The organism is Pseudomonas sp. C32 (assembly GCF_030417915.1).
Taxonomy (GTDB): Bacteria; Pseudomonadota; Gammaproteobacteria; order Pseudomonadales; family Pseudomonadaceae; genus Aquipseudomonas.
This window is the reverse complement of record NZ_JAUHUK010000022.1, coordinates 1-23,958: the sequence shown is the minus strand read 5'-3', so window position 1 is coordinate 23,958 and position 23,958 is coordinate 1. Positions and strand designations below refer to the sequence as shown.

Sequence of the window (23,958 nt, the reverse complement as noted above, 5' to 3'; positions counted from 1 at the left end):
GGCCCTCAGTCGTTCCATGCGTCGATTACCTCTTCGCAGATGTCGACGCTGGATTGGACTATACCGACGGCGGTTTTCAGACCGACGTTGGTCACATTGAGCGCGTCAACGACGTCATCCGCGCCCTTCACCAGCGTAGAGGTCACGTTGCCGATCGTCTCCGTCGCCTGTTCCAGGCCGCCCCGGGCCGCGCTGGCGGCCTGCTTGAGTCTATCGATCTGCACGCCGATGCCGCTCTCCAAATCACCCTGGTCCCGGGTGATCCGGGAATCGAAATCGGACCAGCGATCGGCCACCTGCTGGATAGCTGCCTGTTGCCGTGCACGGGCGTTTTCTGCGGTTGCCCGGCTATGCTCCGCGTAGTGCCTGATCGATTCGTCGATCGCCTGTTGGATTTCAGTCGCCTTGGCTGACACCATGGTGCCCAGGACTGGGCTTCCTCTGATCGCGGTTTCCACGACCGTCGTGCCCGCGCCTTGTAGGGTCTTGTCGTGCGATTCGGTGAACTGACGATGGTCCGCTGCGCTCGCCTGGCAATGCTGCTGATGTTCCGCAAGCGCCTCCTGCAACGCAAGGAGATTGCCGGCGCAGTCCGCCCAGTGTTGGCGCATCGTCTGCCAGTGCTCGCCGAAGCCTTGTTCCAGCCCGCTCCAGTCTTGCTTCGCGCGCCCGGCCAGGGAGGCGATCCGTTGTTCGAGATCTCCCCATCTTCCGGAGAGAAGGTCGGTCACACCTTCGGTATGCTCCCGGTCGTAGTCGATGGCCTCGCGCCAAGCAGCGGACTCGTGCTCCAAGAGCTCCAGGATACGCCGCGCATGTGCTTCGACCTCCTGCGCGCGCTGCTGCGTGGCGACCAGGCGAGCGCGCGCATCCTCAAGGACAGCCATCACATTGGTACTCATCGTGTATCCACCTCAGGTTCCGACGATCGCCCTAATTTCTTTCACCGCACCCAAACTTTCCTCGAGTGTGCCGAGCAAGCTTTGCAAGGTGTCGAAGATAGCCTCTAGGGCCTTGCGCTCGGGGTCCGAGCGGTCACGTTGTTCGAGGATTTCATCGATCTTCTCCTTGACCACCTGCTTGATGGTATCGATCGCCTGATTGATGAGCTCGCTGACCTCATTGCGTACCGCGTCTTCCACCGTGCCGCCGAGGGACAAGAGCCCTTCGTCGAAAAGCCGTGTGCCCAGCGACCGCATCAGCTCGTCGAGCTCGGCAAGGGCTTGCTCGACCGGAACGAAAACCTCCTGCTCCAGGCCGGCAGCGAAGGCTTCGCCCGCAGTCCGGACCTCGTCCATGGCGCCGGCAAGCTGGTCAGCGAACTCCTGCGACATCTGCATGGCTTGCTGATGAACAGCCTGGTTGGCGCCGTGCGCCTCCACCCACAGTTGGTCGATTTCGCTGAGCCGTGTGCGCAGTGCGGAGATAAGCGTCTGCAGCTCGCGGTCCAGCGCTCTGACTGCATCCCCCGCAAGCTTTTCGCTGTCGTTCACGGACCTGGCCTGCTGGTCGATGGCCTGGCCAATTTCATCTGCCACTGCGCGGGTCAATTGCACTGCTTGTGCACGAATGTCCTGGGATAGGGTGTCGAGCCCCTTGGACAGCTCGATGACTGCTGTCTGCGCGCTGTGTGCCCAGCCGGTGGCTTGCTGCACCGCATGGCTCACTTCGCCGTCCAGTTCGCGGAGGGTGGTGTGCACCATCTGCTCAAAGTCCAAGGTGGTGGTCCTGATCTCCTCGACCAAGTCGGCGATGGACACCGTTTGGAGCACGAGCCTCTCGAGCTCGGTCACTAGGGTTTCGCCGGCCTCTGTTGCACCTGAATGCTCTGACATCAAATAATATCCCCGAGCGGATTCTTGAAGATGCGGATCGCGTCGAGCAGCAACTCCAGCGCCTCCTTCACCGCGATCATGTACGCCAGGTAAGGCGACAACGCGGTCGAGATCTCGGCACCGAGAGTGGACATCGTGATGCCCTCGATGATTTCCACACCAAGTGCATGGGCCGCGTGCTCAATCAACTCTCGCTGCGCGTCCGGCAGCTTCTGCTCAATCGCTCGCAGGATCTCGTTTTTGAAAGCGTTGAAGGCGGCCTGCGCTACGTGCTGCAAGTCTTGGCCACCGCGATCGGCGAGCTGAGACATGTCGGCGAAGGACCTCTGCAACTGGTCCTGAGCATTGCCGACAAGGTCCTCTAAACGGGTGCTGAGGCCCTCTTGCGCATACTGCTGCATCTGCTGGAGAACCCTTTCCAGGTCTTGGACCGACTGATTGACATGGTTGGCGACCGTGCCTTCCAAGGCGCCGCTAGAGCCTTCGATCGCCGCGACCAGTTCGTTGTTGGCGGTCAGTAACTGCCCCTGATGGATTTCGAGCAACTCGGGAAAGGCACGAAGTTGTCCGGTGACCGGTTCTAGGAGCCGGTCCAGCTCTTCGATCAACTGCGCCAGTGCCTTTTCCAGGACAGCCCAGTGCGCCGACAGATCGTCGAGCGCGTTCGAGGCTGCCGTGTTGATCGCACTGATTTCTCGGTCGATGGTGTCCTCGGCATGACCGGGCAGATTCCCCACCTCGGTGGCGAGATTGCGCACTGCGCTTTCGAGCGCCGGGAGGGCCTCCTGGGTGTCCTGCAAACTATCACCGTCGAAACGATGGGTTATCTCGCCCAGTGCCGTGAGGGAAGCGGCAATGCGTTGCTGTTCGGCCGCGAGTCTCGCGGAGGCAACTTCGACCCTTTCGACAATCTCGCTCATGACGCTACGTCCATTGTTTCACCACTTCGAGAAGAGGTCTGATCTGTTCGATCACCTGTTGCAGATCTTGAACCTTATCCAGTAACTCACTGGCTTCGCCGTCGAACAGTTCCGAGACTTTCTCCGCCGTGGCAGTCAAGCTGTCTAGGATTTCCTCTGCATTGCCGCAGAAGTCGTCCATTGCGCGGCTAGCGTCGTTGCTCATTTTCGCGATACCAGCATCGGCTTGCTGCATGGACTCGTCGGCATGGCTCTGCAGGGCGTCGAGGTGCTGCTCGACCAACTGCTGCAGTACGCCGAGGCTGTCCCCAAGTCTTGTCTCCGCTGTTCCGATCCGCTCCCCCGCCTCATTGAGCAGGCTGACCATTACCTGTACGGCCTGGTCCAGGGCCTGCCAAGCGATCTCGAGCTGACGCACTAGTTCCCCGACACCCCGCTCGGCCTCGGCTGTGGCGTCTTTGCTAGACTTCTGCGCTTCCGATAGGGCCTGCTGTATCCCTCCAAAGCTTTGCCTGACGTCATTGACGCCCTTGCTGGCTTTGCCGGACTCGGTCTGGAATAGTGCTGCCGTCGGCGACGTCGCCGGTTCGAGCGCGGGAATGACGAGACTGTCGAGCAGCGCCTCAACCTGATTCAGGTTCTCGTATGCAGCGTCAAAGGGTGCCGTCAGTTCCGCGCCAACGCGCTCCATCGCGGCATGCAGCCTTTCGCGGACCTGCCGGGCCTCACTCAGGAACACCTCTATGGCTATCTCCTGGCGCTGGAGTTCAGGGCCCAGGTTGTCTGATAGTAGGCGGTTGAAGCCCTCAATCGTAGCGGAAAATTCGGCGGGTTCGCTCATGTACGCTCCGGTACGCGCGGTTCGCAAATTTCGCGAGGGACATCTTCCATCCAGCATTTCTCCTCAGGGACTTGTTCATTTCTGCAGACGTCCTTGGTCCTTTCGCAGTCGGCACTAGCTTCGTAGTCGCAGGATGCACCGCTAGGTGATGAACTATCGAAGTTGCAGTCGCAGGAAGCATCAATGCTACTCAGAGTTCCTTTATTACATTGCTGTCTAAGTTCATGTCTGAGGCGTTGCCTTGCCACGTTACTGCACGCCCTGTCGGCAGCCTGTTTCGAGGGGAACCAACTATTGAGCCAGTCGCTGCCGCTGGCTGTGACCGTGTCGGAGCTAGACTCTGGTTCGCATATTTTTTGAGTGTGGTAAGTCGTTTTGCACTTCTCCTGTTGCTCGTTGATGGTTCGGCACACTGGCGTCTCTTTTTTTATTCTCTCGTCCTCGGCGATCTGCTTGGCCTCTGCATCTTTTTTGGCCTTCTCTTCCTCGGCGATCCGTTTGGCCTCTGCATCTTTTTTGGCTTTCTCTTCCTCGGCGATCTGCTTGGCCTCTGCATCTTTATTGGCCTTCTCTTCCTCGGCGATCTTCTTGGCCTCTGCATCTTTTTTGGCCTTCTCTTCCTCGGCGATCCGTTTGGCCTCTGCCTTCTCCTTTTCAATCATCTCAGTTCTCTGTTTCTCGGCGATCCGCGCTGCTTCTTCCACAGTCTTGACATGATCTACATAGGCCCAGGCACCTAGACTTACTAAAAGCATTAAGCTGGCTACTACCAGCCATTTAGAAATGCCTTTTTCCTTCCCTGTATCCACGCCTTCCTGGAGTATCTTCCGGAACGCTTCAGCACTGGCCGGGCGTCCGCCGGGACGTAGCGTCAGGCCATGGTCTACACCGGACAGGAAGTTGCGTCCGTAGGTCTTCACCCAGGAGCTGTTGGTGATCAACTTAACCAGCGTATCCTCGATGCTGCGATTCGGTGCGTCGATGGGCTTGTTGCCACTAACCAGCCAATAGAGTATCGCGGCGAGACCGTAGATATCCGTTGCTGGCGTCGCCTTAACACCGCCCACGCTTTCCGAACCGTATTGCTCGGGCGCCGAGAAGCCGGTCTTGGTCAGCTGGCGTGACGAGCTTTCAGAGATGTCGGTGACGATCCGCTTGGCGCCGCCGAAGTCGATCAGTACGAAGCACGGCGTTCCGCTGTTCAGATCGACCAAGATGTTATCCGGCGCAAGGTCGCGGTGGATGAGGCCACTGGAATGGACTAGGCCGAGGGCATCAAGCAACTGTTTGGCGAAGTCCTCAACCATCGCCTTGTCCGGAACCAGCGATCTGCTTTCTACCGCAGCCAGCAATGTCTGACCGTCTACCTCTTCCATTACGAGGTAGGCGGTGCGGTTCTGTTCGAAGACTTCGATGACCCTAACGATATTGCGGTGCTTGAAACTCTTGAGCTTGGCGCCTTCGGATAGCAGTCGCTCCACACCCTTAGCGAAGGCTTCCTGCGAGCGTGGCGTTGAGGGCACAATCGTGCCGTCGACCACACGGCTCGCTTGGCTCTTCGGAAAAAACTCCTTCAGCGCAACTCGACCGTAAACCGGATGTTGCGCCCGGTACACAATACCGAAGCCCCCCTGGCCGAGCACTGATTCGATGGTGTACAAACCTACCTTTGCGCCAACCGGCAGAGCGTCAACGTAATCCATACGCGGGACTCCAAGAATCGCCGTGGTAATGCCAAGGCTTGTGTGTAAAGTCGACCATTGCCGGTCCGCTCAGCTCTTACTGACTATGACAGTCAAAAAATCGCTTGGGCCTCATCAATGCAAGCGTGAGTGTAGACCGGCATAACAATTTGTGTGTTTTGGCTAGCAGGTCGCAAAAGGGGGGCATCTAGTAATGGCTAAATTCGCAGTAGGGCAAAAGTTCGGCGCTTGGGAGTTAGTGGAGAAGCTCGGCGAGGGGGGCAACGGTGAGGTCTGGAAAGTGACCACCGATTCCGCAGAGCAATGCGCGATAAAGCTGCTCATCCGTGGGGGCGTTGACGAGCCTTATAAACGCTTCTGCCGCGAAATAGAGGCCTTGCAAAAGCTTGAGGAGTTCCCCGGAATCGTACCTCTTCTGGAAAGCCACATCCCAGAAGACCCAAAGAAGGAAAGGCCCTGGTACCGGATGCCCCTTGCTACTCCCTATCTAGATACGATCAGCGACAAATCTGTGCATCAGATTACTGCTGACTTCGAACTATTGGCGTCAACCCTCGCACGCTTGCATGCGTTAGGGATATGCCATCGGGATGTTAAACCTGCCAATTTCCTCGTTCTAAACGGCATGGTGTGCCTTTCGGACTTCGGGCTAGTAAAACTGCCAAAAGCTGATGGACTTACTCCGGAGCGTAGGGATGTCGGCGCGAAGTTCACAATTGCACCGGAAATGAGGAGAGCCGCGTCTTCCGCCGCCGGGGCTCCGGCTGACGTCTATTCTTTGGCAAAATCACTCTGGATCGTCCTTACCGGTGTAGATCTCGGTTTTGAAGGGCAATACGATCCTCAATCGAGCACTGTGGGTCTCTCCCGTTATTTGCAAGATAGCCACTACCTCACTCCGTTGAACGAGCTATTAGTCGCTGCAACGGATCACGCCCCAGAAGAGAGACCATCTGCCGAAGATTTTTCACGCCGGTTGGCTGAATGGGTCAGGATCGACACGAGCTTCGAAGAGAAGATTCGCCATCAGTGGCGGGAGATTTCGGAAAGACTGTTTCCTTTAGGTCAACCTTCCAGGGCGCAGTGGGAAGACAGGACCCAGATTTGCAGTGTCCTCAAGCTGGCCTCGAGGGTTGAGGCTCTGAACCACATGTTTTATCCCACTGGAGGGGGAATGACCTTACGGGACGCCGATGTAGCTCCCGAAGAGGGAATGATTCAACTCCGTATCGACGAAAATATGTTCGATCTTTGCGCACCAGCGCGGTTAATTTTTGAGCCATACCCAGGGAAGCCGGAGTGGAGCTACTTTCGGCTCGAGCTTCGACAGGTGCAATCTGTTGAAGATCCAGACAGTCGGTTTGAAGACACGAGCGAGGAGGTCACTGAGATTCAGCCAGGCTGTTACGTTCCTCTGACTAGCTGGTTTGAAGGTGAGCACAACGGGCAATCGCTACCTGACTCAGCTCGGCGCGTTACAAGATTTTCCGGGGGCAGCATAGTTTTGTTCAGCACCACGTCCCCTTACAACCAGGACACTGATACCTATGACGCTAGGCATAATATGGTTAGTACAGACGAATTCCGGGCGTACATACACGAAAATGCTGCGCTAGCTAGTTGAGCGAGTTCGGAGTTTTTTAGGGTTGGCAAGTTTGGACTTGGTGCAGGCTGAGACGGCGCCTGTCCTAGATTGTGAGTGGCCCCTCAGCCACTACGATCTGCAATGGGTGTGCTAAAGATGTTGAGACGCGGTGGTTAGGAGGTAATGGTCATGGCCACTGAATCGCACAAAGATGTGAAAGCCCGAGCGCTCGCGAAACTTGCAAGGATTCAGGAGTCCTCCAAGTATAAAATCTTCTTCTTCTTCTTCTTATTCTTCTTCTCCGACGCCGCAGTTCAGACATTCAGTCGAGTGGAGGGCTCGGCATTTGCCGGCAAACCCCTGAAGCAAAATGAGGCTGATGTTGGCTTTGTGAAAGGCTCTCCGCCTGAGGGCATGACCGAAATGCAGTCGAGGATTCGAGCTTGCGAACAACAGATGCGGGAAGGCACTCGCACACGGCACACGGCACACGGCACACCGCACACCGCACACCGCGTCGTCGTTCTATGAGTCGACGTGCACTCGCAGAGCTACCTGCGCGAAAAGCCATAGCACCAGAGATCACCAGGGTGTGGAGATGGCGTTGTTCGCATTTCAGTGCGCAACACGAAGAACAGAGTGATTGATCGGGCAATTCAAACCTGCTTCTCGTAGGCGCTTCATGACCTTGAGGAGTTCAGCATCAGTCGCGTCGGGGTGGACGCGTATCTCTCTTATAATGGAGTTCAAAATGTAATCAAAAATGTAGCCGCGACCTTTCTTTCGTATCACTTTATGGCTTTGTTCTTTCCCTTTTTTCGACATGCATGAGGTGTAGTTATCATCTAGGTGAGTTAGCACCCCGCCCACACGGACATTACGCGCCTCGAAGCCTGTAAGCATCGAGTATTTCACGAGCTCAAATACAATGCGGAACTCTCTTTCCTTATGAAATTTGCTGTGCTTGACGCGTAGCGGTTCGTGACTTGCATGGGGCTTCAACACATCGCTGTAGATGACATCGTAGTATGCAGTTGCCTGCTCCAGCGGCTCCGGAAGGGCGTCGGAGAGTGCCCAGTCGTCACTAAAGATGACAACACCGTTCCTGCCAAACTCCTCCCACATATCCATCGACTCCTCACTGCCTAGGTACCAGCAGCTGAGGAAGCTAGTCTCTCTATTAATTTTTTGCAGATTTAACTGGGATTGATCCAGATTGGCCAATAGTGCCGAGTCCACGTCACTACCTGTTTTAGCGATATAGGCAGACAAAAATGTATGGTAATAGACTCCTTCATCTTTATCTGACTGGTCTGATGCTGCGCTCAGGTATAGACCATTGTCTGAGAGCAACCACTCCAATTTCTGATCGTCCAGGTATCGCATAACCGTTTTTCGCATGTGAGCTCCGAGAGTTGGTATCGCTATATGGCTTTTCAGGCGTCATCGGCAGTCCGTTTAGCTATTCTCGCAACGACTGGAGGACAAACCAACTCCGGTCGAAAAGCGTTTTTCAGCATTAAGCTGGAGGTGAACGCGTACAAGCGCGACACGAAAAGTGTTGATTATCCTCACGACCGCCACATCTAAATCCGCACAACTTCAAGTGCTTGGTTTGGCAGCAATCATCAGTCAATAGAATCAATCCCTGCATTCAATAGGTTGCGCAGCAGCGACGGGCAGCAGTCGGTCAAAAGCGGTAACAAGACGACATGCTGGGCAGGTTTAGGAATATACGCGGGCCTTTCATATGAAAATGGCAGCAGTAGCACGCCTGCCTCAAGACCGTACGACACGCCGCTATCAGGCCCTGCTGAAGTGGTGTGAATGGCTGCTGAACATGAGCAGCCCGACCATGAGTGCTGGCACAGCCGATGCGCCTGGCCTGCTATTTGATATGAACAAGTTATTCGAAGCCTATGTCACCAGGCTTGAGGAAACAGCCTCAGATGATCATCAGTACGTTCATAGTCAAAAGCCACAAATGACCTTGGCCACATTGCAAGGTGCTGGCGTGTTTACGCTAAAACCAGATATCACCGTCTGGCAAACGGAACCGGGCCAAGAGGCACCCCGCATCACCAGAATCGTCGACGCGAAGTGGAGGCGGCTCAGTCCCCTGAACCCTAATTGGGGGGTAGATCAAGGCGATATCTATCAGATGCTCGCTTACGCGATCCGCTATAAATGTAATCACATGAAGCTGTACTACCCGGCGCCGGACGGGACTATTTCACAGTGGCAGGATCTACCTGTCTACAGAATTGATGTGGGGATGATTCCGAGCGAGCTCTCTGGATCAACGTCAGAGCAGTTGCGCTCTGGGGAGCATAGGGACAGCTATCCGTCTCAATTGGTTTCTGGCCAGCTCAGCGCCTCAAGATTCAAAAAGGTGTGGTAGTAGGTTCGACGCAAATATTCCAAGTCCTGCTCCCAATCATTGATCGCTTGGCTGAAGTTGTGGGGCGATCGTTTTGCGTTGCGGCACAGCGCAGCAATGGTTCTCGCCATCTTCATGAGCCGTCCTAGACTAGCAGGGGTCGACCACTCGCCAATGTAACGCTTTTCAAACAGGTCGATGTTCAGCTCGGCGTTAAAAATCTTGGCTAACGTTTTAATGCGGTTTGCCGCGGGCTGACCATCCTGCCCGACGTGGTAGCCATAGTGGCTTAGCATCCCTGCTTTAACCCAACCTGAGTCCAGCAGAGACGCGAGAGAGGGCGGCGCATCCGTTGTTGGCCATCTGACAAAGCTGATGAGATATCTGCGCCAGTCGTGCGCGATAGCAGAAACCTCACACCTGATCTGATCCAATTGTTCAATTGTGATTTCGGTGTCCATACCGCCGAGGCGTTTAAACAGATCGTAGTCAATTAGCATCGTTGCGGTGGACTCTATGCTCGCCTGTGGCGTGCGCCGCCATTTTGCGATTCCATCGGCGTTGATTTTTACCGGATAGAACAGTTCGATGTACTTTCGTAGTCCGGCTTTGTCAGATTTTGATCGGGCGATTGCGAAGACCGAGGTAATCAACGCCACGTCTCCGTGCATCGCTCGCCGCAGGAACAGATCGTTGTTGTCATAGAGGATCTGCCCGGCACACTGTCCGGGGTCCTTCAGATAACCAGCGGTCTGAACGAGGTTCACTGCCTTGAGAACAGCATCGATGCTTTTACTTCCGGTTCCAATTACGTTGAACGACATCCGTATCTCCAGTTCAGTTTCAAGGCCGCTTTTTTCGAACGATTGCCTTCGTGCAATTCGACGATAGATAGTCTGTTTGCCTTCCCTTTTCCACGTTTCGACCTGTCTTGGTTTCGGGTCGCATGCACGATCTCAACGCCTTCCGTTCGATGTCCTGATCTGATGGGGGAGTGATACACATTAATCTCGGGTTTGAGGCGTGTCGTGTCAAACGTCTAGCTCAGTGTGTTCTGTCAACGCATGGATTTAGCTCAGGCTTGAAAAAAAATAGGCCTGCAAGCAATGCTGCAACGAATTGGCATAAATCTGGGACGAAACATCAAACTACCGCTACACTCCCCGCAAAATCCGAAACAGATAGCTCAAAATACGGTTCATACTTGTGGAACATCTTTCTGAAATTCTGAAAATTCTTGATGGCGCCCTCAAAGCCAATGCGAGCATGGCCTCAAATTATGCAGGTCTCCTTGCCGACAAATTGGAGCTGGATGGGAGCTCTCGCCAGGCGAGGATGATTCGGGAGCGATTAGCCAGAGCGCCTGCGGCCTTGGCCAGCGCCCAAGACGCTTCGGGTGGTGTGAATTTTGGTTCGCTCCCAGTAGACGGCGAAAGCCATCTTCATACCGTCGACGTTAGCTATCCCGTCATTGGCGATGATCCCCTATTGCTACCGAGTGCTATACAGCAGAGAGTCGATGAGTTTCTAGTCAATGTTCGAAGATACGATGACCTAGCAAAAGCGGGGGCGGCAATGCCGAGCCGGTTGCTGACTTATGGTCTCCCTGGTACAGGCAAAACCAAGCTTGCAAGGGCTGTGGCTGCCGATCTGGGGATGCCATTACTTACCGTGCGTTGTGACACATTGGTTAGCAGTTTGCTTGGGCAGACCAGCAGGAACCTCCGTCGAGTGTTTGAATATTCTCAGCAGAGGCCATGCGTTCTTTTTTTGGATGAGTTTGACGCCCTTGCGGGGGCTCGGGGTAATGAGCGGGACGTCGGCGAATTGCAGCGAGTAGTAATTTCGTTGCTCCAGAATATCGACTCGTTATCTGACAATACAATTTTGGTCGCGGCGACTAATCACGATCAATTACTAGATCCCGCAATTTGGCGTCGTTTCGGATTCAGAATTCCGATGCCAAAACCTGATGCTAGGCTTCGTAAGCTTCTATGGAATCAGTTTTTGTACCCGCTCAAGCCTGAAGGGATAGACCTTACCGACTTGGTTATTGCATCAGACGGAATTACAGGTGCAAACATTGAGCAGGTCTGCTTGGATGCCAAGCGTACCGCTGTACTCGCAAACGCGAGTGAAATAGATGAGATTCAGCTGTATCGAAGATTGGGGCTTGCACTAGCCCTGACTGGTAGCGTAATGCTATCTACGATTGAAGCCGAAATTCAGTGGCTTCGACACTGGGACTCTAAGCGATTTTCGCTGAGAAATTTGGCCAAAATTTACGGGCTTTCACTCAGAAGCGTTACCAACATCCTTAAGGAGGAGACGAACAGTGGTAGGGAAGAAACGGCCGGGACAGGGGGAACTGCTTAGAGCCAAGACTGAAAACCCCTTCATTCATATTCCTTTCTCGAAACAGGACCTTGGTTCTATCGAGCGGAACGGTGGGGGAGGAAAGAAAGTTCTTGTCCCCGTAGACGATGCTTACCGCCGTGCCCTTTCCGAGACACTGCAAGATTCGGTCATGGCTGCCGCGGCGGAGCGCAATCGTTATCCTGATTCACTGTTTACCTTAGTCTTCAAGCTGCGCGAAAAAGCTATCGCCAAGTCGCACCGTCCTGTGGAACTGGCACTGGAAGCACACCTCCAACCTGCAGGTCACGCCAAAATTGATGAGATGCTGGTGGGGGCTACTGCTTCTAGTGCGCAAGCCCTCAACCAAGCGATTCTCAAGCGCAACACCGTTACAATCCGTGCAAATCTCAGCGCGATTGAAGCGGTAGAGCTTTGGTCTAGAGAACGGCGAAATCCAGAGGGGCCATCCGCTCTGATTCAGGCGGGCCGAGCAGTGATGAGTCTCTTTCGTTACGGCCAGGACGACCTCACAAAGCTCAACTATGCCCGGGCCGTTCGCATTCTCAAATCGCTCAATTTGCAGTACCACGAGATACATCAGTCTCGGGGCTTGCCGTTATTTCTAATACAAGATCTCGACCAGTTGAAGGAAGCTGAAATTGCAGATCTTCTCGATTATCCCGGTGCCCGCCAAATTTATGTGGAGCCTATCTACGAAGCATATGGCACGGCCTCTCACGCCACTGCGGGTGCTCTAGCAACCACGAGTTCTGCTAGTGCCCATCAAAGTGAGGTCCCTACGGTCGCGATCTTTGATACTGGTGTCAGCAGCAATGCGACAGCCATTGCCGGGTGGGTGCCGAGCCGTGATGTGTATGTCTTGCCACCCGATACCGATCACGTACATGGGACCATGGTGGCGTCGTTGGTTTCTGCCGCGTCGCATTTCAACAATGCACACCCATGGTTGCCACTAACCCAATCCCTAGTTCATGACGTTTGTGCGCTTGAGGTGTCAGGGTCATACATGAGCGACCTTGAGGAGCGATTGCGAGAGGCGGTAAGCAAGAGGCCGGATATTAAAGTTTGGAATCTTTCACTGGGTGGTCAGCCTTGTGATGAACAGAACTTCAGCGACCTAGCCATGACGCTGGATGAGCTGAGTGATCGCTTTAACGTTTTGTTTGTCGTTGCAGCAGGAAACTACGTAGATATGCCTCGACGCGGATGGCCAAACCCCACGTTGTCGACCGATAGAGTATCAACTCCTGGCGAATCGGTTAGAGCGCTCACAGTAGCGTCTATCTCGCATATCGATGCTACTGGTGCGCTGTCCGTCGCCGGCGATCCCACTCCTTATTCTCGACGTGGACCAGGACCGGTGTTCACCCCTAAACCAGATATTTCTCACGTAGGCGGGGGCGTACATGCACCTTGGAAATCTGGAGGGAGCAGTCTCGCAGTCTTGACTCCTAGCAATAATCTTGTCTACGATTTTGGTACGAGCTTCGCTGCCCCTATAGCCTCCAGTATGGCAGCGCATGCGTGGCAATCTATCGCGGGACGACCGGGTTTAACTCCTACGCCTTCTCTCGTTAAGGCAATGATGATCCACGCAGCACAACTCTCCTCGCCAGCCTATGACACATTTGAACGACGGTACTTTGGTGCCGGTAGGCCAGACGACATATTGCGCACTCTCTACGACAGTGACGATAGTTTCACTCTGGTGTTTCAAGCTGAGGTTGTGCAGGGTATGAAGTGGCGGAAAACCCCATATCCCATCCCCAATGCGCTTATGCACAATGGAAAATTCCGCGGGGAGATCATTATCACTGCTGCTTATGCCCCCCCACTGGACCCGAGTGCTGGAAGTGAGTACGTGCGAGCTAACATCGAACTCAGCTTCGGAAGAGTGGATGGCAACACCATCAAGGGAATGGTGCCCATGGAGGGAGAGGAAGGCCAGAGCGGTTATGAGTCAGCTCAAGTTGAGCATGGAAGCAAGTGGTCACCGATAAAGGTTCATCGCGCCAGGTTCCCTAACGGTGTGGATGTGGACCAGTGGGGACTGCAAGCATCGGTCGTCCTTCGCGCATACGAGCCTGCGCAGGAGCAATCGCTGCCGGTTTCAATCTTAGTAACACTTCGTGCACTGGATGGAAATCCACAAGTGAGAGCGGATGGATTGAGAGAGCTCAATCTGAAGAACTGGATTCACTCTCCACTGCCTATTAGAGTTCCTGTCCGGACGTAGCGCCGAAGCTCTTTCTTCTGCGCGCTTTGCGCGCAGATGTTTAGATTTGACTCTGTAGCATCTGGGTCTAGCCAATCGATTGCGTTGAGTTGTTGAATGCACAAACACTCGCAATCACTCCGGCGCCATCATCACCGCTAGGGTCATCTTGATGAACTCTTCGTTTCGGTCAAGTGCAGCCAGGGCGCCGCGAACGTTGTCCGCAACTTCAGCCGATCCGCGCGTCTCTACCCAATTTGAAAGTTCCATGATGGCAGCTTCCAGCGCGAGCTGGTTTTCGTTGATTTTGAACAGCAGGGAAGGCAGTAGGTCTGAATTTGGCATTGTGTTTCCTCCGTGAAGAGAAAAGCGTAGCAGTGTATCGAGCGGTTGCGTCCGGCCCCCGACTTCCATCGAGTTCGAGAGGTAGCGACGATATCGGGAGGCGTCTCCTGAGTCGTACTCCAGGAGCTCGGCGGGGAATGGCTTGAAACCTTCGCCTAGCGTGATCACATCGATTTCAAGGGCTCAGCGCATGTGATGGGCGAGCAACACTTGTATAACCTGTTGTAGCTCCTCATCTACCTGTTCCAGCGAGTTAAGGTTGTCAGACGTCGGCGATGCCGTTGTTGTAGAACGTGCCCCACCATACGCGTCCTCTCGCTGGCAAAGCCCGCTGCTGGTCGGCAGCTTGTTGGTCCCTTATGCTGGTTCTCACCAGGCCGCAAGCCTGGCTACATCCAACCATTAGAGAGCACCACCCATGACTGATTTGATCCAGAAAGTCGCGGATAAGGCTGTTGATGCCTATGAAGCGCTTACTCATGACCAAGCCCGCCGAACCGGCGTTGTGGCAGCCCGAGTAGATGCTTCCTTGAAGAAGAAGGTTGACCCTGAGGTGCTTGCGCTTCAGATGACAAAGAACGAAGCGCGCAATAACCGAATTGATCCGGTGGTTTTCACCGCCGAGGACATACCCGCCATCGCGAAACTCCATCGTGCTAATAAGCGAAGACCAGCGCTGACCAAAGCCCAGACTTCTGAGCTCATGCGGAACCAGGAAGCTGCTGAAGCAGGGGACATGGGCGGCCTGCCTGCATGATGTTGCGACGAAAAACCGGGGGACCTCGGCTTTTTATGGCTGAAACCGTGGAGGCAGCCACTAATTGGTTCGGCCTGTTAAATTGGTGATAAAAAACCGTTATCACCAATTCTCCAAGGACGCGTGATGGGCACGACAGAACAGTTTGAAGTTCGCGATAGCTGGGTTCGCGTAGACAGCATGGTGGATACCTACGCAGAAATTGCCGAAGAGGCTTTCGGTCATTTCTTGCTGGAGAAGGACAATCCAATTCCTCATCCAGGACCTGAGCGCGACTTTACAGCGCACTATGAGCACGAAGATAGAAAGGTTGTGTGGGGGATAAAAACAATCGTTTTCTCCGCGATGGCGATCGAAGCCGCGGCATTTGAGTTCGCTGGCATCCAGCTCGGCGATAAGGTGGCTGAACAGTACTTGGATAAAATGGACGTCGTAGGTAAGTGGATGATCGTGCCTCGTTTGGTCTGCGCTCGATCGCTCCGGGAAGACGGTCCTGCCATGAATGGCCTCAGGGGGCTGGTTACAGCCCGAAACGCCTTGGTACACCACAAGTCCAGAGAGTGGGACCAAGCGGGAAAAGCTATGCAATCCATGAAAAAACGGTGGACTACTTTCGAGAACGTCCAGGTCCCTAATGCATTCAAAACACTGATCCTGCTGTCGCTGGAACTGGATGCGGTGCTGGGTACCACCACAGGGCCGCTTCCTTTTTTCGGAAAGGAGGTATTCACCGCTACACCACGCAATCCACTTGTAGAGCAGGTCGTTCAACGGTGCCGTGAAGTCCACCGCACAAATTGGCGGGAGACTTAATGTGTCGGGCCTTGTCACCTAAGATAGTCGCCGTCCAACAGAGGCTGAGTTTCAGCATTCTACGGAGCAACACTCGATAGAAGCGTTCGAGCCGATCCGCGATTTTTTCCAGCGTCGCCAGGCCAACAAGTTGAATGCGCGAGCGTCGTCGGTGCGTCTGGTAACGGAACGAGCCGAATCCTACCGCGGCCATTGCATTTGTGTGAATCGCCTTGGCTTTTTTTGTAGGCACTCAATGACCGCTACTAGCCGATTGTTGACTGTCACGAAAGGCTGCAACCGACCCAAGCCGGCCTATCGCGCGAACAGCAGAAAACGAACCGAGGCGGGCATCCAAGAGCGATCAAACACAGATAATTCATAGCTTTGTGCCATCTGCTAGAGTCAGGAGTGCAACTGCACGCCGATGTGCATGCTTGCCAAGGAGGGGGGGGCTATGTACGACACACTGAAACAGACTCTAGACGCTGAGGGGCTGACGGTCGTCGAGCGATTTGTGTTGCCATCACGCCCGGCGGCTTATGCGCCGGTACCTCCGTTATTAGCCACTACCGCTGTCGGTGCATACCTTGCACTCACTGCTCCCGAAGGTCTTTGGCAGCATCAGGCAGCGGCGCTTGAAGCGTTGGGCCACCATCGGAATGTAGTCATTCCAACGGGTACTGCATCTGGCAAGAGCCTGATCTTCAGGTCTATCGCATTCCATCGTATTTTGAGTAACCCAAACTGTCGGGTGTTGGTTTTCTACCCGCTCAAGGCATTGGCGAGTGATCAAATGCGCGGATGGCGGGCCATGGCGCGAGCCCTTGGTATGCCAGACGAAACCATTGGCCGGATCGACGGCTCTGTATTGGTAGCACAGCGCGACAACATCCTGCAGAAGGCTCGGATTGTGGTAATGACACCGGACGTGTGCCATGCCTGGTTAATGTCTCGGCTGGCTATGCCGGTGGTAAAGCTCTTTCTCTCCCAGCTTGCCATAGTGGTAATGGATGAGGCGCACACACTGGAAGGTGTTTTTGGTAGCAATTTTGCCTATTTGATTCGTCGGTTGCAGGTCGCAAGACATCATTTGCAGAAGCAGATCGAGACTCCTCAGGAGCTGCAGTTCATAGCCGCTACGGCAACGATCCTACATCCGGATGAGCATTTAGCTTCATTGACGGGGGTTCAGTTTGACGTCGTGCCAGAGACACTTGATGGATCACCACGATCTGAGCGTATTTGTGCGCACGTTGCAGCCCCACCAGGCGAAGAGATGGAACTTGCTAGGGAACTACACAATATGCTCCTGAACGGAAAGGGAGTTGGCGGGTTCATAACCTTCATGGACTCCCGCAAGGGAGTCGAAATGCTCGCACGCTATAACACTACAGAAATCGAGAATCTTTTGGGATCGGCAGACGTGCTGCCCTACCGGGCGGGATACGCTGCAGAGGACCGCGAGAAGATTGAGGAGCGCCTGCAGGCAGGCAAATTGCGTGGCGTGGTATCGACGTCAGCACTGGAAGTGGGCATCGACCTGCCACACCTAACAGTGGGGATTAACGTCGGTGTTCCTGCCACGCGTAAAGGCTATCGCCAGCGACTCGGCCGTGCCGGGCGGGCATCACCCGGCGCGTTTATAATAGTGGCCGGACCGAATGCCTTTACAAGCTACGGGATGTCCTTTCGAGAGTATCACGATCATTCGGTCGAAGATTCCTATCTGTATCTTGACAACCGGTTCATGCAGTTCGCACATGCCCGCTGCCTAGTGGACGAACTCGAGGCGCTTGGCTCCGGATTAGCCCTACCACTCAAGGCAAGTTGGCCAGAAGGCTTTCAAGAAATATACGACTGGGCCAAGCCAGGCGGTAATCGCCCTCCAGCGTTTGACGCAATCGCACAGATTGGAGGGGACGCTCCGCATTACAGTTATCCACTGCGAAATGTCGGCGAGCTTAATTTTCGTATCGCGCAGGGAGATAGTGCATCTGCCGTTGCCATTGGTGAGGTCAATGAGCTACAGGCACTGCGAGAGTGCTATCCGGGGGCAACATACTGGCACTTAGGCCGAGCCTATGAAGTCCAGGCATGGCAGACGAGCGGTTTTACCGGCCCACTTATTCGCGTAAAGCTGGGGGCTCCGAACCGATCGACGCGCCCACGGATTCGAACCTGGATCAACGCAGGAGTTACTTCGGTCGATCTTCTAGAGGGACATTATCTTCGAGGAGAGCTTGGGTTTATTGCCGAATGTCAGATGCAGGTGACACAAAAAGTAGAGGGCTACGATGACGTGAGTGCCGGTGTCTATCGCCCATACAGCGAGTTACGACAGGGCAATCCAAATATGCGCGCCCGCATTCGGAACTTCCGGACCAGTGGCGTACTATTATGTATCGCTGAATCTTGGTTCAGTACCGGTGAGGCAAAGAGTCGATTCGTAGAGCGTCTGAATGCTGTGTTTGCCCGCGAGTACAGTATCCTTCCGCAGGATGTCGGCTGCGCAGCAACTAACATTTCGGTGAGATCCATTAATGGCGGAGGACTGCGTAGCGACTGCATTGTGGTATTTGACCAGGTCTACGGCAGCTTACGACTCACTGAGCGCCTTTACCTTCACTTCGACCTCCTGCTAAATCGTTTGGAACGCGCTGCGTCAGTCGACGCTGAGTCCGGCGACGAAGATTTTCTCTGTGATGTCCGAAAGGTCCGCGACATCTTTGACTCATTCGCAACTACAACCAGCGAGTCCTTGCTCGAAGCCGCTGGCATGATAGGTAAGCACATCCGCGTATTCTCTCCAGAATCACGCGTTAGCTATCGTGAGAACGGAAAAATGGGGTCGGAAGTTGAAATCATTCGGCCGACAGTTATGAATGGGAAATTGATGTACCAGGTCAAGTGCTTTTTCAGGCCATCCACCAGTGTCTCGACTAATGTCTCGACCAAGCAATGGGTTGCTGCGGAATATGTTGAGCCCACCGCTGGCGATGGTGAGTGGGACCAGGCTTGGTGGAACTCGGAGTCTGAGGAGTATGAAGATCCTCCCGACTCATTAGGCGAATTAGCGAATGGTCAAAACTAACCGAGTTATCTTCTCACGGGATTATTGATGACGCTCTAGTGTGCTCGGAACAGACGGTGGTGTGACCAGCCGGTAGAAACAGCTAGGCGCCTAGGTAGGAGCGATTAATCAAGAGCGGACAAGTGCACTTTGCCGGAAATGAAGCTAAGAATTAATGGATGTCATTCGGTGTGTCACTTGTCTGCGCTTTTGGTAGCTAACCATCTTTATCATTAGTTCCTAATGCAGCTAAGGGAGTGGATCAGTGACAGGGTACAATTTTGTTGTTGACAGGCGATACACGAAGGACGATATCTATCGTATTTGTAGGGTTCCAGTCGAAAAACAGAAGGGAAACTGGAACACCGGATATACCAACTGGCAAGGAGATTGGTTCATTTTCTGCAACATAGGAGCCGCCGGACGAACGGGTCACGACTACAATAACAGATTCGAAGACAGCCAATTGCACTGGTACGGAAAGACCAGCTCACACTTCGGTCAAAGCTCCATTCAGAGTATGCTAAGACCAACTGGCAAGATACATGTCTTCTACCGTACCGATGATAGAAGCCCATTTAATTATGTGGGTGCGGCTACTGCGGTAGCGTATAAAGATACCATCCCCGTCCAAATAACATGGGGGTTTCAGGAATCAAATAAGCCTTTCTCATCTGTTCAGTCTGACAGCCAGGGTGTTTGTGCATCAGAGCCCCTTGAAGGAGGAGAGACACAATTCCCCGAGGAAGTCGTAAATCCTGGTGTTTATTCAGAGGGGGCAGTAAAACAGATTTCGGTTAATGCCTATGAGCGAAGCGCAAAGGCTATAGCTGCATGCAAAATACACTATGGCGCAACTTGCTTCGTTTGCGGGTTTGATTTTGGGAAGGTGTATGGCGAAATTGGAAGAGGGTATATCCACATCCACCACTTAACGCAGATTGCAGACGTTGGCAGAAAATATGAAGTTGACCCGGTAAAGGATCTGCGCCCTGTTTGCCCAAACTGTCACGCCATGCTCCATCAAAAGCGTCCGCCCCTTAGCATTGAAGAGCTGAAATCGCTGCTAATTCGCAGCTAACAACTCACCGCTGGCGCGACAGCCCTGACGGGCAGCAGCCTTGATTCATCCGTTAGCAAATCCGCATTGTGTGGCCTCCAAATGACCGCTTTTTTGCCGATTTTTGCCTGTCGCCGCCGTCAGCTTTGGGCCCAGGCTGTGTAAAAGCGCAGACACTGTTTTGAAGTCTGCGTCGCTACGTAAAATCTGCCAATGATTGGTGTATCAGCGGACCTGAAATTTGCGTGGGAACGCGATTTTCGTTCTGGTTCTGACTGTCAAATCTGCTCTAAACCGTCTTTACACAGCCTCGACCCAAAGCAGTCGTTTAGGGCCGATTAAAATCGGCCAAACGCTGCCATCTAGTGGTATCGAAATGTCGAGCCTTGCTCTAGGCGATCAGATAGCAACCAGGTCAATGCCGGAGTTTTGATAAATGACGAGTGCGGCAGACCGCACTAAGCGGACCGCCGCACTCGACTAACGCGTTACGATTTTTTCGGAGGATGGTTACCGCGGCCATCACCTGATTTTTTGCCGGTTGTGCTCGGTAGATTGGGGACTTCCGGGCGCGGGGCGGGGGATGGAGGGCAGGGGTTTTGTGGTTTCTTGCTCATCTTGAGTTTCTCCAGAGTTTGATTGGCTATGAATTGCCCGCTTACTTGCAGGCACCTTCGACTCGGCAGGCGCAAGTGGTGGGGACGTGACATGCGTGGTCCTTGCAACGCATGGCCTGTGTCTCGCAGCCGCCACCGGGGTAGGCGCCGAAGTGTTGCTCGTACAGCGCCACCGTGTGAGCGAAGGCGCTCTTCAGTTCCTGGTAGTCGTCCTGACCGTAGATGCCGAAGTACGGGTAGTGGTCGATGAAGCGGCCGAACACCTGGAGGCAGTTCTCGCGATAGGCACGGGTGTCCAGGATGTGTGCATGCCAGATAGCATCGACCTGCTTGCTCGGCACCAACGCGACATTCGGATACAGGCACTTGAGTGTCAGGAAACGGCGATATTCCAGCTCCGACGCGTCCCATTGTCCTGCGCTCATTTCGGCCTCGGATGACGCGGTGTACTTGTGCTTGAGGCGCTGGAAGTCCAGTTGGCTGACCTGCATTTCCAGACCGTTGGCGGCGAGCAGGGGTAGTTTCAGGGCAGTAATTGCAGTCATGAGTGTGTCTCCAATGAATTAAGGGAATCAGGGCTTGAGAGCCCGCCTTCGCTTCAGTTCACGTTCGAAACACTGGCGACTGACCAGACTTTGCGGCGCGTAGCCGTAAACGCTGGCCATATAGAGCAGGCGCCAGGCGCAGCCGAGCTTGAAGCGCACCAGGCCGTTGCGGCAGCGCACGCGCTTGCCACCCAGAGCAGTGAAGGGAATGCCGGCCCGCAGGGCTTGATCGATTTCGATGGCCTTGCACTGATGGCATGGACTTACCTGATGTGGGCAGTTCGCGAGGATGTGTTCGATGGTGTTCATGCTTGGCTCCTGTGTGATGACGGAGCCAGTATTTATTTGTTGATTCCACTACCAAGACCGTTCATCGCCAGGTGTCGAGCAGGTCGTCGAAGGTCCTTGCCTCCTCATAGGCGGTCAGGATCATCTGCCGATATTGCAGCAGCAGTGGGTTATCGGTTTGCAGAGTCGCCGCCACAGTGTGCGCCTGCTCCAGATCACCGTTGAGGTAATGCACCATCATGCTGTCGCCCATTGAAAGCGCGGCCGTCTGGCAGGCCATGACCTTGAGCAGATTGCCGCCGTAGTCGTCCAGGCCCATCTGCGGTAGCGCGTTGTCGAAAGGGTTCGGCAAGCGCTCCAGCTTGAGGTCGACCGTCGATTTGAGCATATCGAGCAGGTCCACAAGTTGCTTGTTGATCAGCCCCAGGCTGGCCACCGACTGCCGTTCCAGCAGCAGGCTTGCGGCCCAATCGGCGTGCTGTCGGCGTTGCGTCGGTTGAGTGAACAGGAGGATCACCGTCTTGGGGTCGCCGAAGATGCCATGCAACACGATGGCATTATGCAGGCCGTCCAGCTCACTGCGCGGTAGTGACCAACGCTTGCGTCCGCCTTCCGTGAAGCTGATATCTTCCTTGTTTAGCAGGAGCACCCGGGCCTCGCTCATCGCGTTGACCAGCGTATTCACCGCGTTGCGTAGAGCCTTGTGGTGCGCAAGCTGGATGCCAAACAGGCGCTCCACCGCCTGTGGCAGGGTCAGCCCTTGCTCATTTACCACAAGCTGTTGCCAGTAAGTGGTCGACATCCTGTGCACCGGGCTGTTCATGCGCGCGCTTAGCAATGGTGTTGGCCTGCTCGCGCCAGTCGCTGGATCTGCACTGGTTATTGCGTTGGTACTCGTCGAGCACGCCTCGGCAATAGCCGGCGCGCATGGCTTCGGAGAGCGAGGTGGTTTGCGCGGCGGCAAAGCGCAGCTGGTCGTGCTTGGCGTAGATATTCACCAGCTCGGTACAGCTCTCGATCAGCCGGGCCGGATCGGTGCTGGCCAGGCTGAGTTGAATCGGCAGGCTCAGCAGCGTCAGGGTCAACAGGGGCATGAGGGTTTTCAAGGGCTGACTGCCTTGTCTGGAGCCGGGGAAGTGCTGGGCTCCTGGCGGGTGTTCTCCGTCACCGCTCGGGGCTGTTCGGCAATACGTGGTTTCGTCGGTGAACCCAGGTACAAGGCCAGTAGTGCGAAGGCCAGACTCAGTATTTCTTCCTCTTTGTTGACAAGGTCCAGCGAATCGAGCGCCTTTGCGTATCCTGCAAACTCCAGGCTTGGCCAGACGATCACCCCGAGGGCGGACAACTCTATGGCGAGTAGAACGCCCTGCGCCGTCAGCCAGCGCCCCAAACCACGCCAGAAGCCGTAACCGAAGTGCCGCGCGTAATGACAGTGTCGCCAGGTCAGCGCCAGCGCCAGTAGCATAAAGACCCATTCATGCAGGGCCATATCGGCCAGCCCTTCGCCATACTCGAAAATCAGAGCGAAGTAGTCGGCGATAGCGATTAGCCCCAGCATCCAGAGCGCCAGGTGCTTCAGCCCGACGAGCAGGCCACAGGCAAAGCGTGCCAAGCCGGTATCGATCTGGGCGAACAGGGAGAGTCTCGGGTTATCCCGCATGGAACGTCCTTGTCGATAAATGGAAATCAGACCATGGTCTGCTCGACCATAGTATTGGCCAGGTGCTGATGCATCTGACGAGTCTGGCTGAAGCGGGCCTTGAGTTGGTCGCAGAGTGACATCCTCTAAAACTTGAACTACTCCGAAAAGCATCGGGCAGTTCATCAGTGAATACCGGCATCAATCTGCAAAGCGTGCTCGCCAAGTCCGATGCAACGGCGGATGCACACGCTAGATAATCTAGTACTCGGACGACCAACCTGCCACCCCGCCGTACTTCTGGAGATCCACATCTACAGTCAAGCTCAATGCAATCTAGTTATTTGTCTTCGGCGCGGCAGCGCTTAAAGCGCTAGTGCTAGCTAGTGTTTGTATATCTCTTCTCTTCTCTTCTCTTCTCTTCTCTAGTCCGCTTTTTGTCCACATCGGAAGCGGACAGATTGCGGACGTTTCTTTGCGGTCCGAGTCCGTCGCCCGGCGCTTAGCTGACCCCCGTTATGGTCCTCAAAGCCTGGTAGCCCAAGGGCTCCAGCGTTATCGACTAACCAGCCGATTTCGATTATCGAGTGGGCGAAATCTGGAAAACCGATTAGGTTGTCTTCTGTCTCGACGGTATAGCCCTCTAGTTTTTCGTCGACCGAATGCGTATCGAAAAGACACCAAACGGAATACGGTCCGCCAACTATCCAAAATTTGTCCGCATGCAATGCGGACGAAATGCGGACAACCTTCCAGTAGCGAACACTTCGCTATGAAAAGCTGGACCACTGCGACCGGATCGAACATTACTTACAGTTCGAACTCCTGTAGGCATACGTCGTCAGCCCGCGATCGAGAGTCGTGTGGTAGATCTGCCGTCCGGTCAGTCACTTCAGTTCGAGGCTGCCCTGCTATTCGTGCTCCAGGCGTCAGACGGACAGGACGTGGGTGAGGTGCCTGCTGCTCAATAAAGTCATTAGGGAG

22 protein-coding genes are annotated in these 23,958 nt (G+C 54.6%); 9 read left to right on the top strand and 13 right to left on the bottom strand.

Annotation, left to right across the window (positions count from 1 at the left end):
* Positions 1 to 5: 5 nt before the first annotated feature.
* Genes QYH43_RS22310 through QYH43_RS22290 form a run of 5 tightly spaced genes read right to left on the bottom strand, consistent with a single transcriptional unit; the run spans position 6 to position 5,299 of the window.
* A complete protein-coding gene (locus QYH43_RS22310) occupies positions 6 to 902 on the bottom strand; it encodes a hypothetical protein (RefSeq protein WP_301158121.1) in 897 nt (298 codons plus the stop codon).
* 12 nt (positions 903 to 914) lie between these two features.
* Entirely contained in the window at positions 915 to 1,835 is a 921-nt protein-coding gene (locus tag QYH43_RS22305) for a hypothetical protein (protein WP_301158120.1), read from the bottom strand.
* Positions 1,835 to 2,755: a hypothetical protein gene (locus tag QYH43_RS22300; RefSeq protein ID WP_301158119.1), complete on the bottom strand. Its 921-nt coding sequence runs from the start codon at positions 2,753 to 2,755 to the stop codon at positions 1,835 to 1,837. The genes QYH43_RS22305 and QYH43_RS22300 overlap by 1 nt, the downstream gene beginning before the upstream one ends.
* Before the next feature lie 4 nt (positions 2,756 to 2,759).
* The gene (locus tag QYH43_RS22295) at positions 2,760 to 3,596 is read right to left on the bottom strand and encodes a hypothetical protein (RefSeq protein ID WP_301158118.1); all 837 of its coding nucleotides are present in this window, start codon (positions 3,594 to 3,596) and stop codon (positions 2,760 to 2,762) included.
* Positions 3,593 to 5,299 carry a protein kinase gene (locus QYH43_RS22290; protein ID WP_301158117.1) on the bottom strand — a complete coding sequence of 569 codons (1,707 nt, stop codon included), beginning with the start codon at positions 5,297 to 5,299 and terminating at the stop codon, positions 3,593 to 3,595. The genes QYH43_RS22295 and QYH43_RS22290 overlap by 4 nt, the downstream gene beginning before the upstream one ends.
* 193 nt (positions 5,300 to 5,492) lie before the next feature.
* Here QYH43_RS22290 and QYH43_RS22285 point away from each other — a divergent pair, with 193 nt between their 5' ends.
* Both QYH43_RS22285 and QYH43_RS22280 read left to right on the top strand, forming a co-directional pair.
* Positions 5,493 to 6,923 (top strand): protein kinase, encoded by a 1,431-nt coding sequence (locus tag QYH43_RS22285; protein WP_301158116.1) that lies wholly within the window; start codon positions 5,493 to 5,495, stop codon positions 6,921 to 6,923.
* A 150-nt stretch (positions 6,924 to 7,073) separates the two neighbouring features.
* Positions 7,074 to 7,415: a hypothetical protein gene (locus QYH43_RS22280; RefSeq protein ID WP_301158115.1), complete on the top strand. Its 342-nt coding sequence runs from the start codon at positions 7,074 to 7,076 to the stop codon at positions 7,413 to 7,415.
* Between the two features lie 84 nt (positions 7,416 to 7,499).
* On the opposite strand, the gene QYH43_RS22275 is transcribed toward QYH43_RS22280, so the two are convergent.
* On the bottom strand, positions 7,500 to 8,285 hold the full coding sequence (locus QYH43_RS22275) for a hypothetical protein (protein WP_301158114.1): 786 nt from the start codon (positions 8,283 to 8,285) through the stop codon (positions 7,500 to 7,502).
* Between the two features lie 349 nt (positions 8,286 to 8,634).
* Between QYH43_RS22275 and QYH43_RS22270 the strand changes: the two genes are divergently transcribed.
* Positions 8,635 to 9,285, top strand: a complete 651-nt coding sequence (locus tag QYH43_RS22270) for a hypothetical protein (protein WP_301158113.1) — start codon at positions 8,635 to 8,637, stop codon at positions 9,283 to 9,285.
* Here the strand turns inward: QYH43_RS22270 and QYH43_RS22265 are convergent.
* A complete protein-coding gene (locus QYH43_RS22265; protein WP_301158112.1) occupies positions 9,234 to 10,088 on the bottom strand; it encodes a hypothetical protein in 855 nt (284 codons plus the stop codon). The two genes, QYH43_RS22270 and QYH43_RS22265, sit on opposite strands and share 52 nt — an antisense overlap.
* A gap of 382 nt (positions 10,089 to 10,470) precedes the next feature.
* On the opposite strand from QYH43_RS22265, the gene iteA reads away from it, so the two are divergent.
* Entirely contained in the window at positions 10,471 to 11,640 is a 1,170-nt protein-coding gene (gene iteA, locus QYH43_RS22260; protein ID WP_301158111.1) for an anti-phage ATPase IteA, read from the top strand.
* The gene (iteS, locus tag QYH43_RS22255; protein WP_367316912.1) at positions 11,600 to 13,879 is read left to right on the top strand and encodes a S8 family anti-phage peptidase IteS; all 2,280 of its coding nucleotides are present in this window, start codon (positions 11,600 to 11,602) and stop codon (positions 13,877 to 13,879) included. The genes iteA and iteS overlap by 41 nt, the downstream gene beginning before the upstream one ends.
* A 114-nt stretch (positions 13,880 to 13,993) precedes the next feature.
* Here iteS and QYH43_RS22250 read toward each other — a convergent pair whose 3' ends face one another.
* The gene (locus QYH43_RS22250) at positions 13,994 to 14,203 is read right to left on the bottom strand and encodes a hypothetical protein (RefSeq protein ID WP_301158109.1); all 210 of its coding nucleotides are present in this window, start codon (positions 14,201 to 14,203) and stop codon (positions 13,994 to 13,996) included.
* Positions 14,204 to 14,621: 418 nt separating this feature from the next.
* On the opposite strand from QYH43_RS22250, the gene QYH43_RS22245 reads away from it, so the two are divergent.
* The 4 genes from QYH43_RS22245 (at position 14,622) to QYH43_RS22230 (ending at position 19,906) form a co-directional block, all read left to right on the top strand.
* On the top strand, positions 14,622 to 14,960 hold the full coding sequence (locus QYH43_RS22245; protein WP_301158108.1) for a hypothetical protein: 339 nt from the start codon (positions 14,622 to 14,624) through the stop codon (positions 14,958 to 14,960).
* Between the two features lie 126 nt (positions 14,961 to 15,086).
* On the top strand, positions 15,087 to 15,773 hold the full coding sequence (locus tag QYH43_RS22240) for a hypothetical protein (protein WP_301158107.1): 687 nt from the start codon (positions 15,087 to 15,089) through the stop codon (positions 15,771 to 15,773).
* Between the two features lie 436 nt (positions 15,774 to 16,209).
* Complete coding sequence (locus tag QYH43_RS22235) at positions 16,210 to 18,846, top strand: DEAD/DEAH box helicase (protein WP_301158106.1); 2,637 nt, start codon at positions 16,210 to 16,212, stop codon at positions 18,844 to 18,846.
* A 244-nt stretch (positions 18,847 to 19,090) separates the two neighbouring features.
* Positions 19,091 to 19,906 carry a DUF3427 domain-containing protein gene (locus tag QYH43_RS22230; RefSeq protein ID WP_301158105.1) on the top strand — a complete coding sequence of 272 codons (816 nt, stop codon included), beginning with the start codon at positions 19,091 to 19,093 and terminating at the stop codon, positions 19,904 to 19,906.
* 637 nt (positions 19,907 to 20,543) lie between these two features.
* Here the strand turns inward: QYH43_RS22230 and QYH43_RS22225 are convergent.
* The 5 genes from QYH43_RS22225 to QYH43_RS22205 form a co-directional block, all read right to left on the bottom strand.
* On the bottom strand, positions 20,544 to 21,047 hold the full coding sequence (locus tag QYH43_RS22225) for a hypothetical protein (protein ID WP_301158104.1): 504 nt from the start codon (positions 21,045 to 21,047) through the stop codon (positions 20,544 to 20,546).
* A 27-nt stretch (positions 21,048 to 21,074) separates the two neighbouring features.
* Positions 21,075 to 21,356 (bottom strand): hypothetical protein, encoded by a 282-nt coding sequence (locus QYH43_RS22220; protein WP_301158103.1) that lies wholly within the window; start codon positions 21,354 to 21,356, stop codon positions 21,075 to 21,077.
* Between the two features lie 61 nt (positions 21,357 to 21,417).
* Positions 21,418 to 22,137: a hypothetical protein gene (locus QYH43_RS22215; protein WP_301158102.1), complete on the bottom strand. Its 720-nt coding sequence runs from the start codon at positions 22,135 to 22,137 to the stop codon at positions 21,418 to 21,420.
* Positions 22,100 to 22,429: a hypothetical protein gene (locus tag QYH43_RS22210; RefSeq protein WP_301158101.1), complete on the bottom strand. Its 330-nt coding sequence runs from the start codon at positions 22,427 to 22,429 to the stop codon at positions 22,100 to 22,102. Before QYH43_RS22210 ends, QYH43_RS22215 begins: the two co-directional genes overlap by 38 nt.
* An 8-nt stretch (positions 22,430 to 22,437) precedes the next feature.
* A complete protein-coding gene (locus QYH43_RS22205; protein WP_301158100.1) occupies positions 22,438 to 22,995 on the bottom strand; it encodes a hypothetical protein in 558 nt (185 codons plus the stop codon).
* Between the last annotated feature and the right edge of the window lie 963 nt (positions 22,996 to 23,958).

Bases quoted from the DNA above. Each gene is read 5' to 3' on its own strand.
- QYH43_RS22305 (WP_301158120.1), bottom strand. From the start codon at position 1,835: ATGTCAGAGCATTCAGGTGCAACAGAGGCCGGCGAAACCCTAGTGACC.
- QYH43_RS22310 (WP_301158121.1), bottom strand. From the start codon at position 902: ATGAGTACCAATGTGATGGCTGTCCTTGAGGATGCGCGCGCTCGCCTG.
- QYH43_RS22235 (WP_301158106.1), top strand. From the start codon at position 16,210: ATGTACGACACACTGAAACAGACTCTAGACGCTGAGGGGCTGACGGTC.
- QYH43_RS22280 (WP_301158115.1), top strand. From the start codon at position 7,074: ATGGCCACTGAATCGCACAAAGATGTGAAAGCCCGAGCGCTCGCGAAA.
- QYH43_RS22210 (WP_301158101.1), bottom strand. From the start codon at position 22,429: ATGCCCCTGTTGACCCTGACGCTGCTGAGCCTGCCGATTCAACTCAGC.
- QYH43_RS22295 (WP_301158118.1), bottom strand. From the start codon at position 3,596: ATGAGCGAACCCGCCGAATTTTCCGCTACGATTGAGGGCTTCAACCGC.
- QYH43_RS22225 (WP_301158104.1), bottom strand. From the start codon at position 21,047: ATGACTGCAATTACTGCCCTGAAACTACCCCTGCTCGCCGCCAACGGT.
- QYH43_RS22270 (WP_301158113.1), top strand. From the start codon at position 8,635: ATGAAAATGGCAGCAGTAGCACGCCTGCCTCAAGACCGTACGACACGC.
- QYH43_RS22300 (WP_301158119.1), bottom strand. From the start codon at position 2,755: ATGAGCGAGATTGTCGAAAGGGTCGAAGTTGCCTCCGCGAGACTCGCG.
- QYH43_RS22250 (WP_301158109.1), bottom strand. From the start codon at position 14,203: ATGCCAAATTCAGACCTACTGCCTTCCCTGCTGTTCAAAATCAACGAA.
- QYH43_RS22205 (WP_301158100.1), bottom strand. From the start codon at position 22,995: ATGCGGGATAACCCGAGACTCTCCCTGTTCGCCCAGATCGATACCGGC.
- QYH43_RS22265 (WP_301158112.1), bottom strand. From the start codon at position 10,088: ATGTCGTTCAACGTAATTGGAACCGGAAGTAAAAGCATCGATGCTGTT.
- QYH43_RS22290 (WP_301158117.1), bottom strand. From the start codon at position 5,299: ATGGATTACGTTGACGCTCTGCCGGTTGGCGCAAAGGTAGGTTTGTAC.
- QYH43_RS22245 (WP_301158108.1), top strand. From the start codon at position 14,622: ATGACTGATTTGATCCAGAAAGTCGCGGATAAGGCTGTTGATGCCTAT.
- QYH43_RS22240 (WP_301158107.1), top strand. From the start codon at position 15,087: ATGGGCACGACAGAACAGTTTGAAGTTCGCGATAGCTGGGTTCGCGTA.
- QYH43_RS22215 (WP_301158102.1), bottom strand. From the start codon at position 22,137: ATGTCGACCACTTACTGGCAACAGCTTGTGGTAAATGAGCAAGGGCTG.
- QYH43_RS22275 (WP_301158114.1), bottom strand. From the start codon at position 8,285: ATGCGAAAAACGGTTATGCGATACCTGGACGATCAGAAATTGGAGTGG.
- QYH43_RS22220 (WP_301158103.1), bottom strand. From the start codon at position 21,356: ATGAACACCATCGAACACATCCTCGCGAACTGCCCACATCAGGTAAGT.
- QYH43_RS22285 (WP_301158116.1), top strand. From the start codon at position 5,493: ATGGCTAAATTCGCAGTAGGGCAAAAGTTCGGCGCTTGGGAGTTAGTG.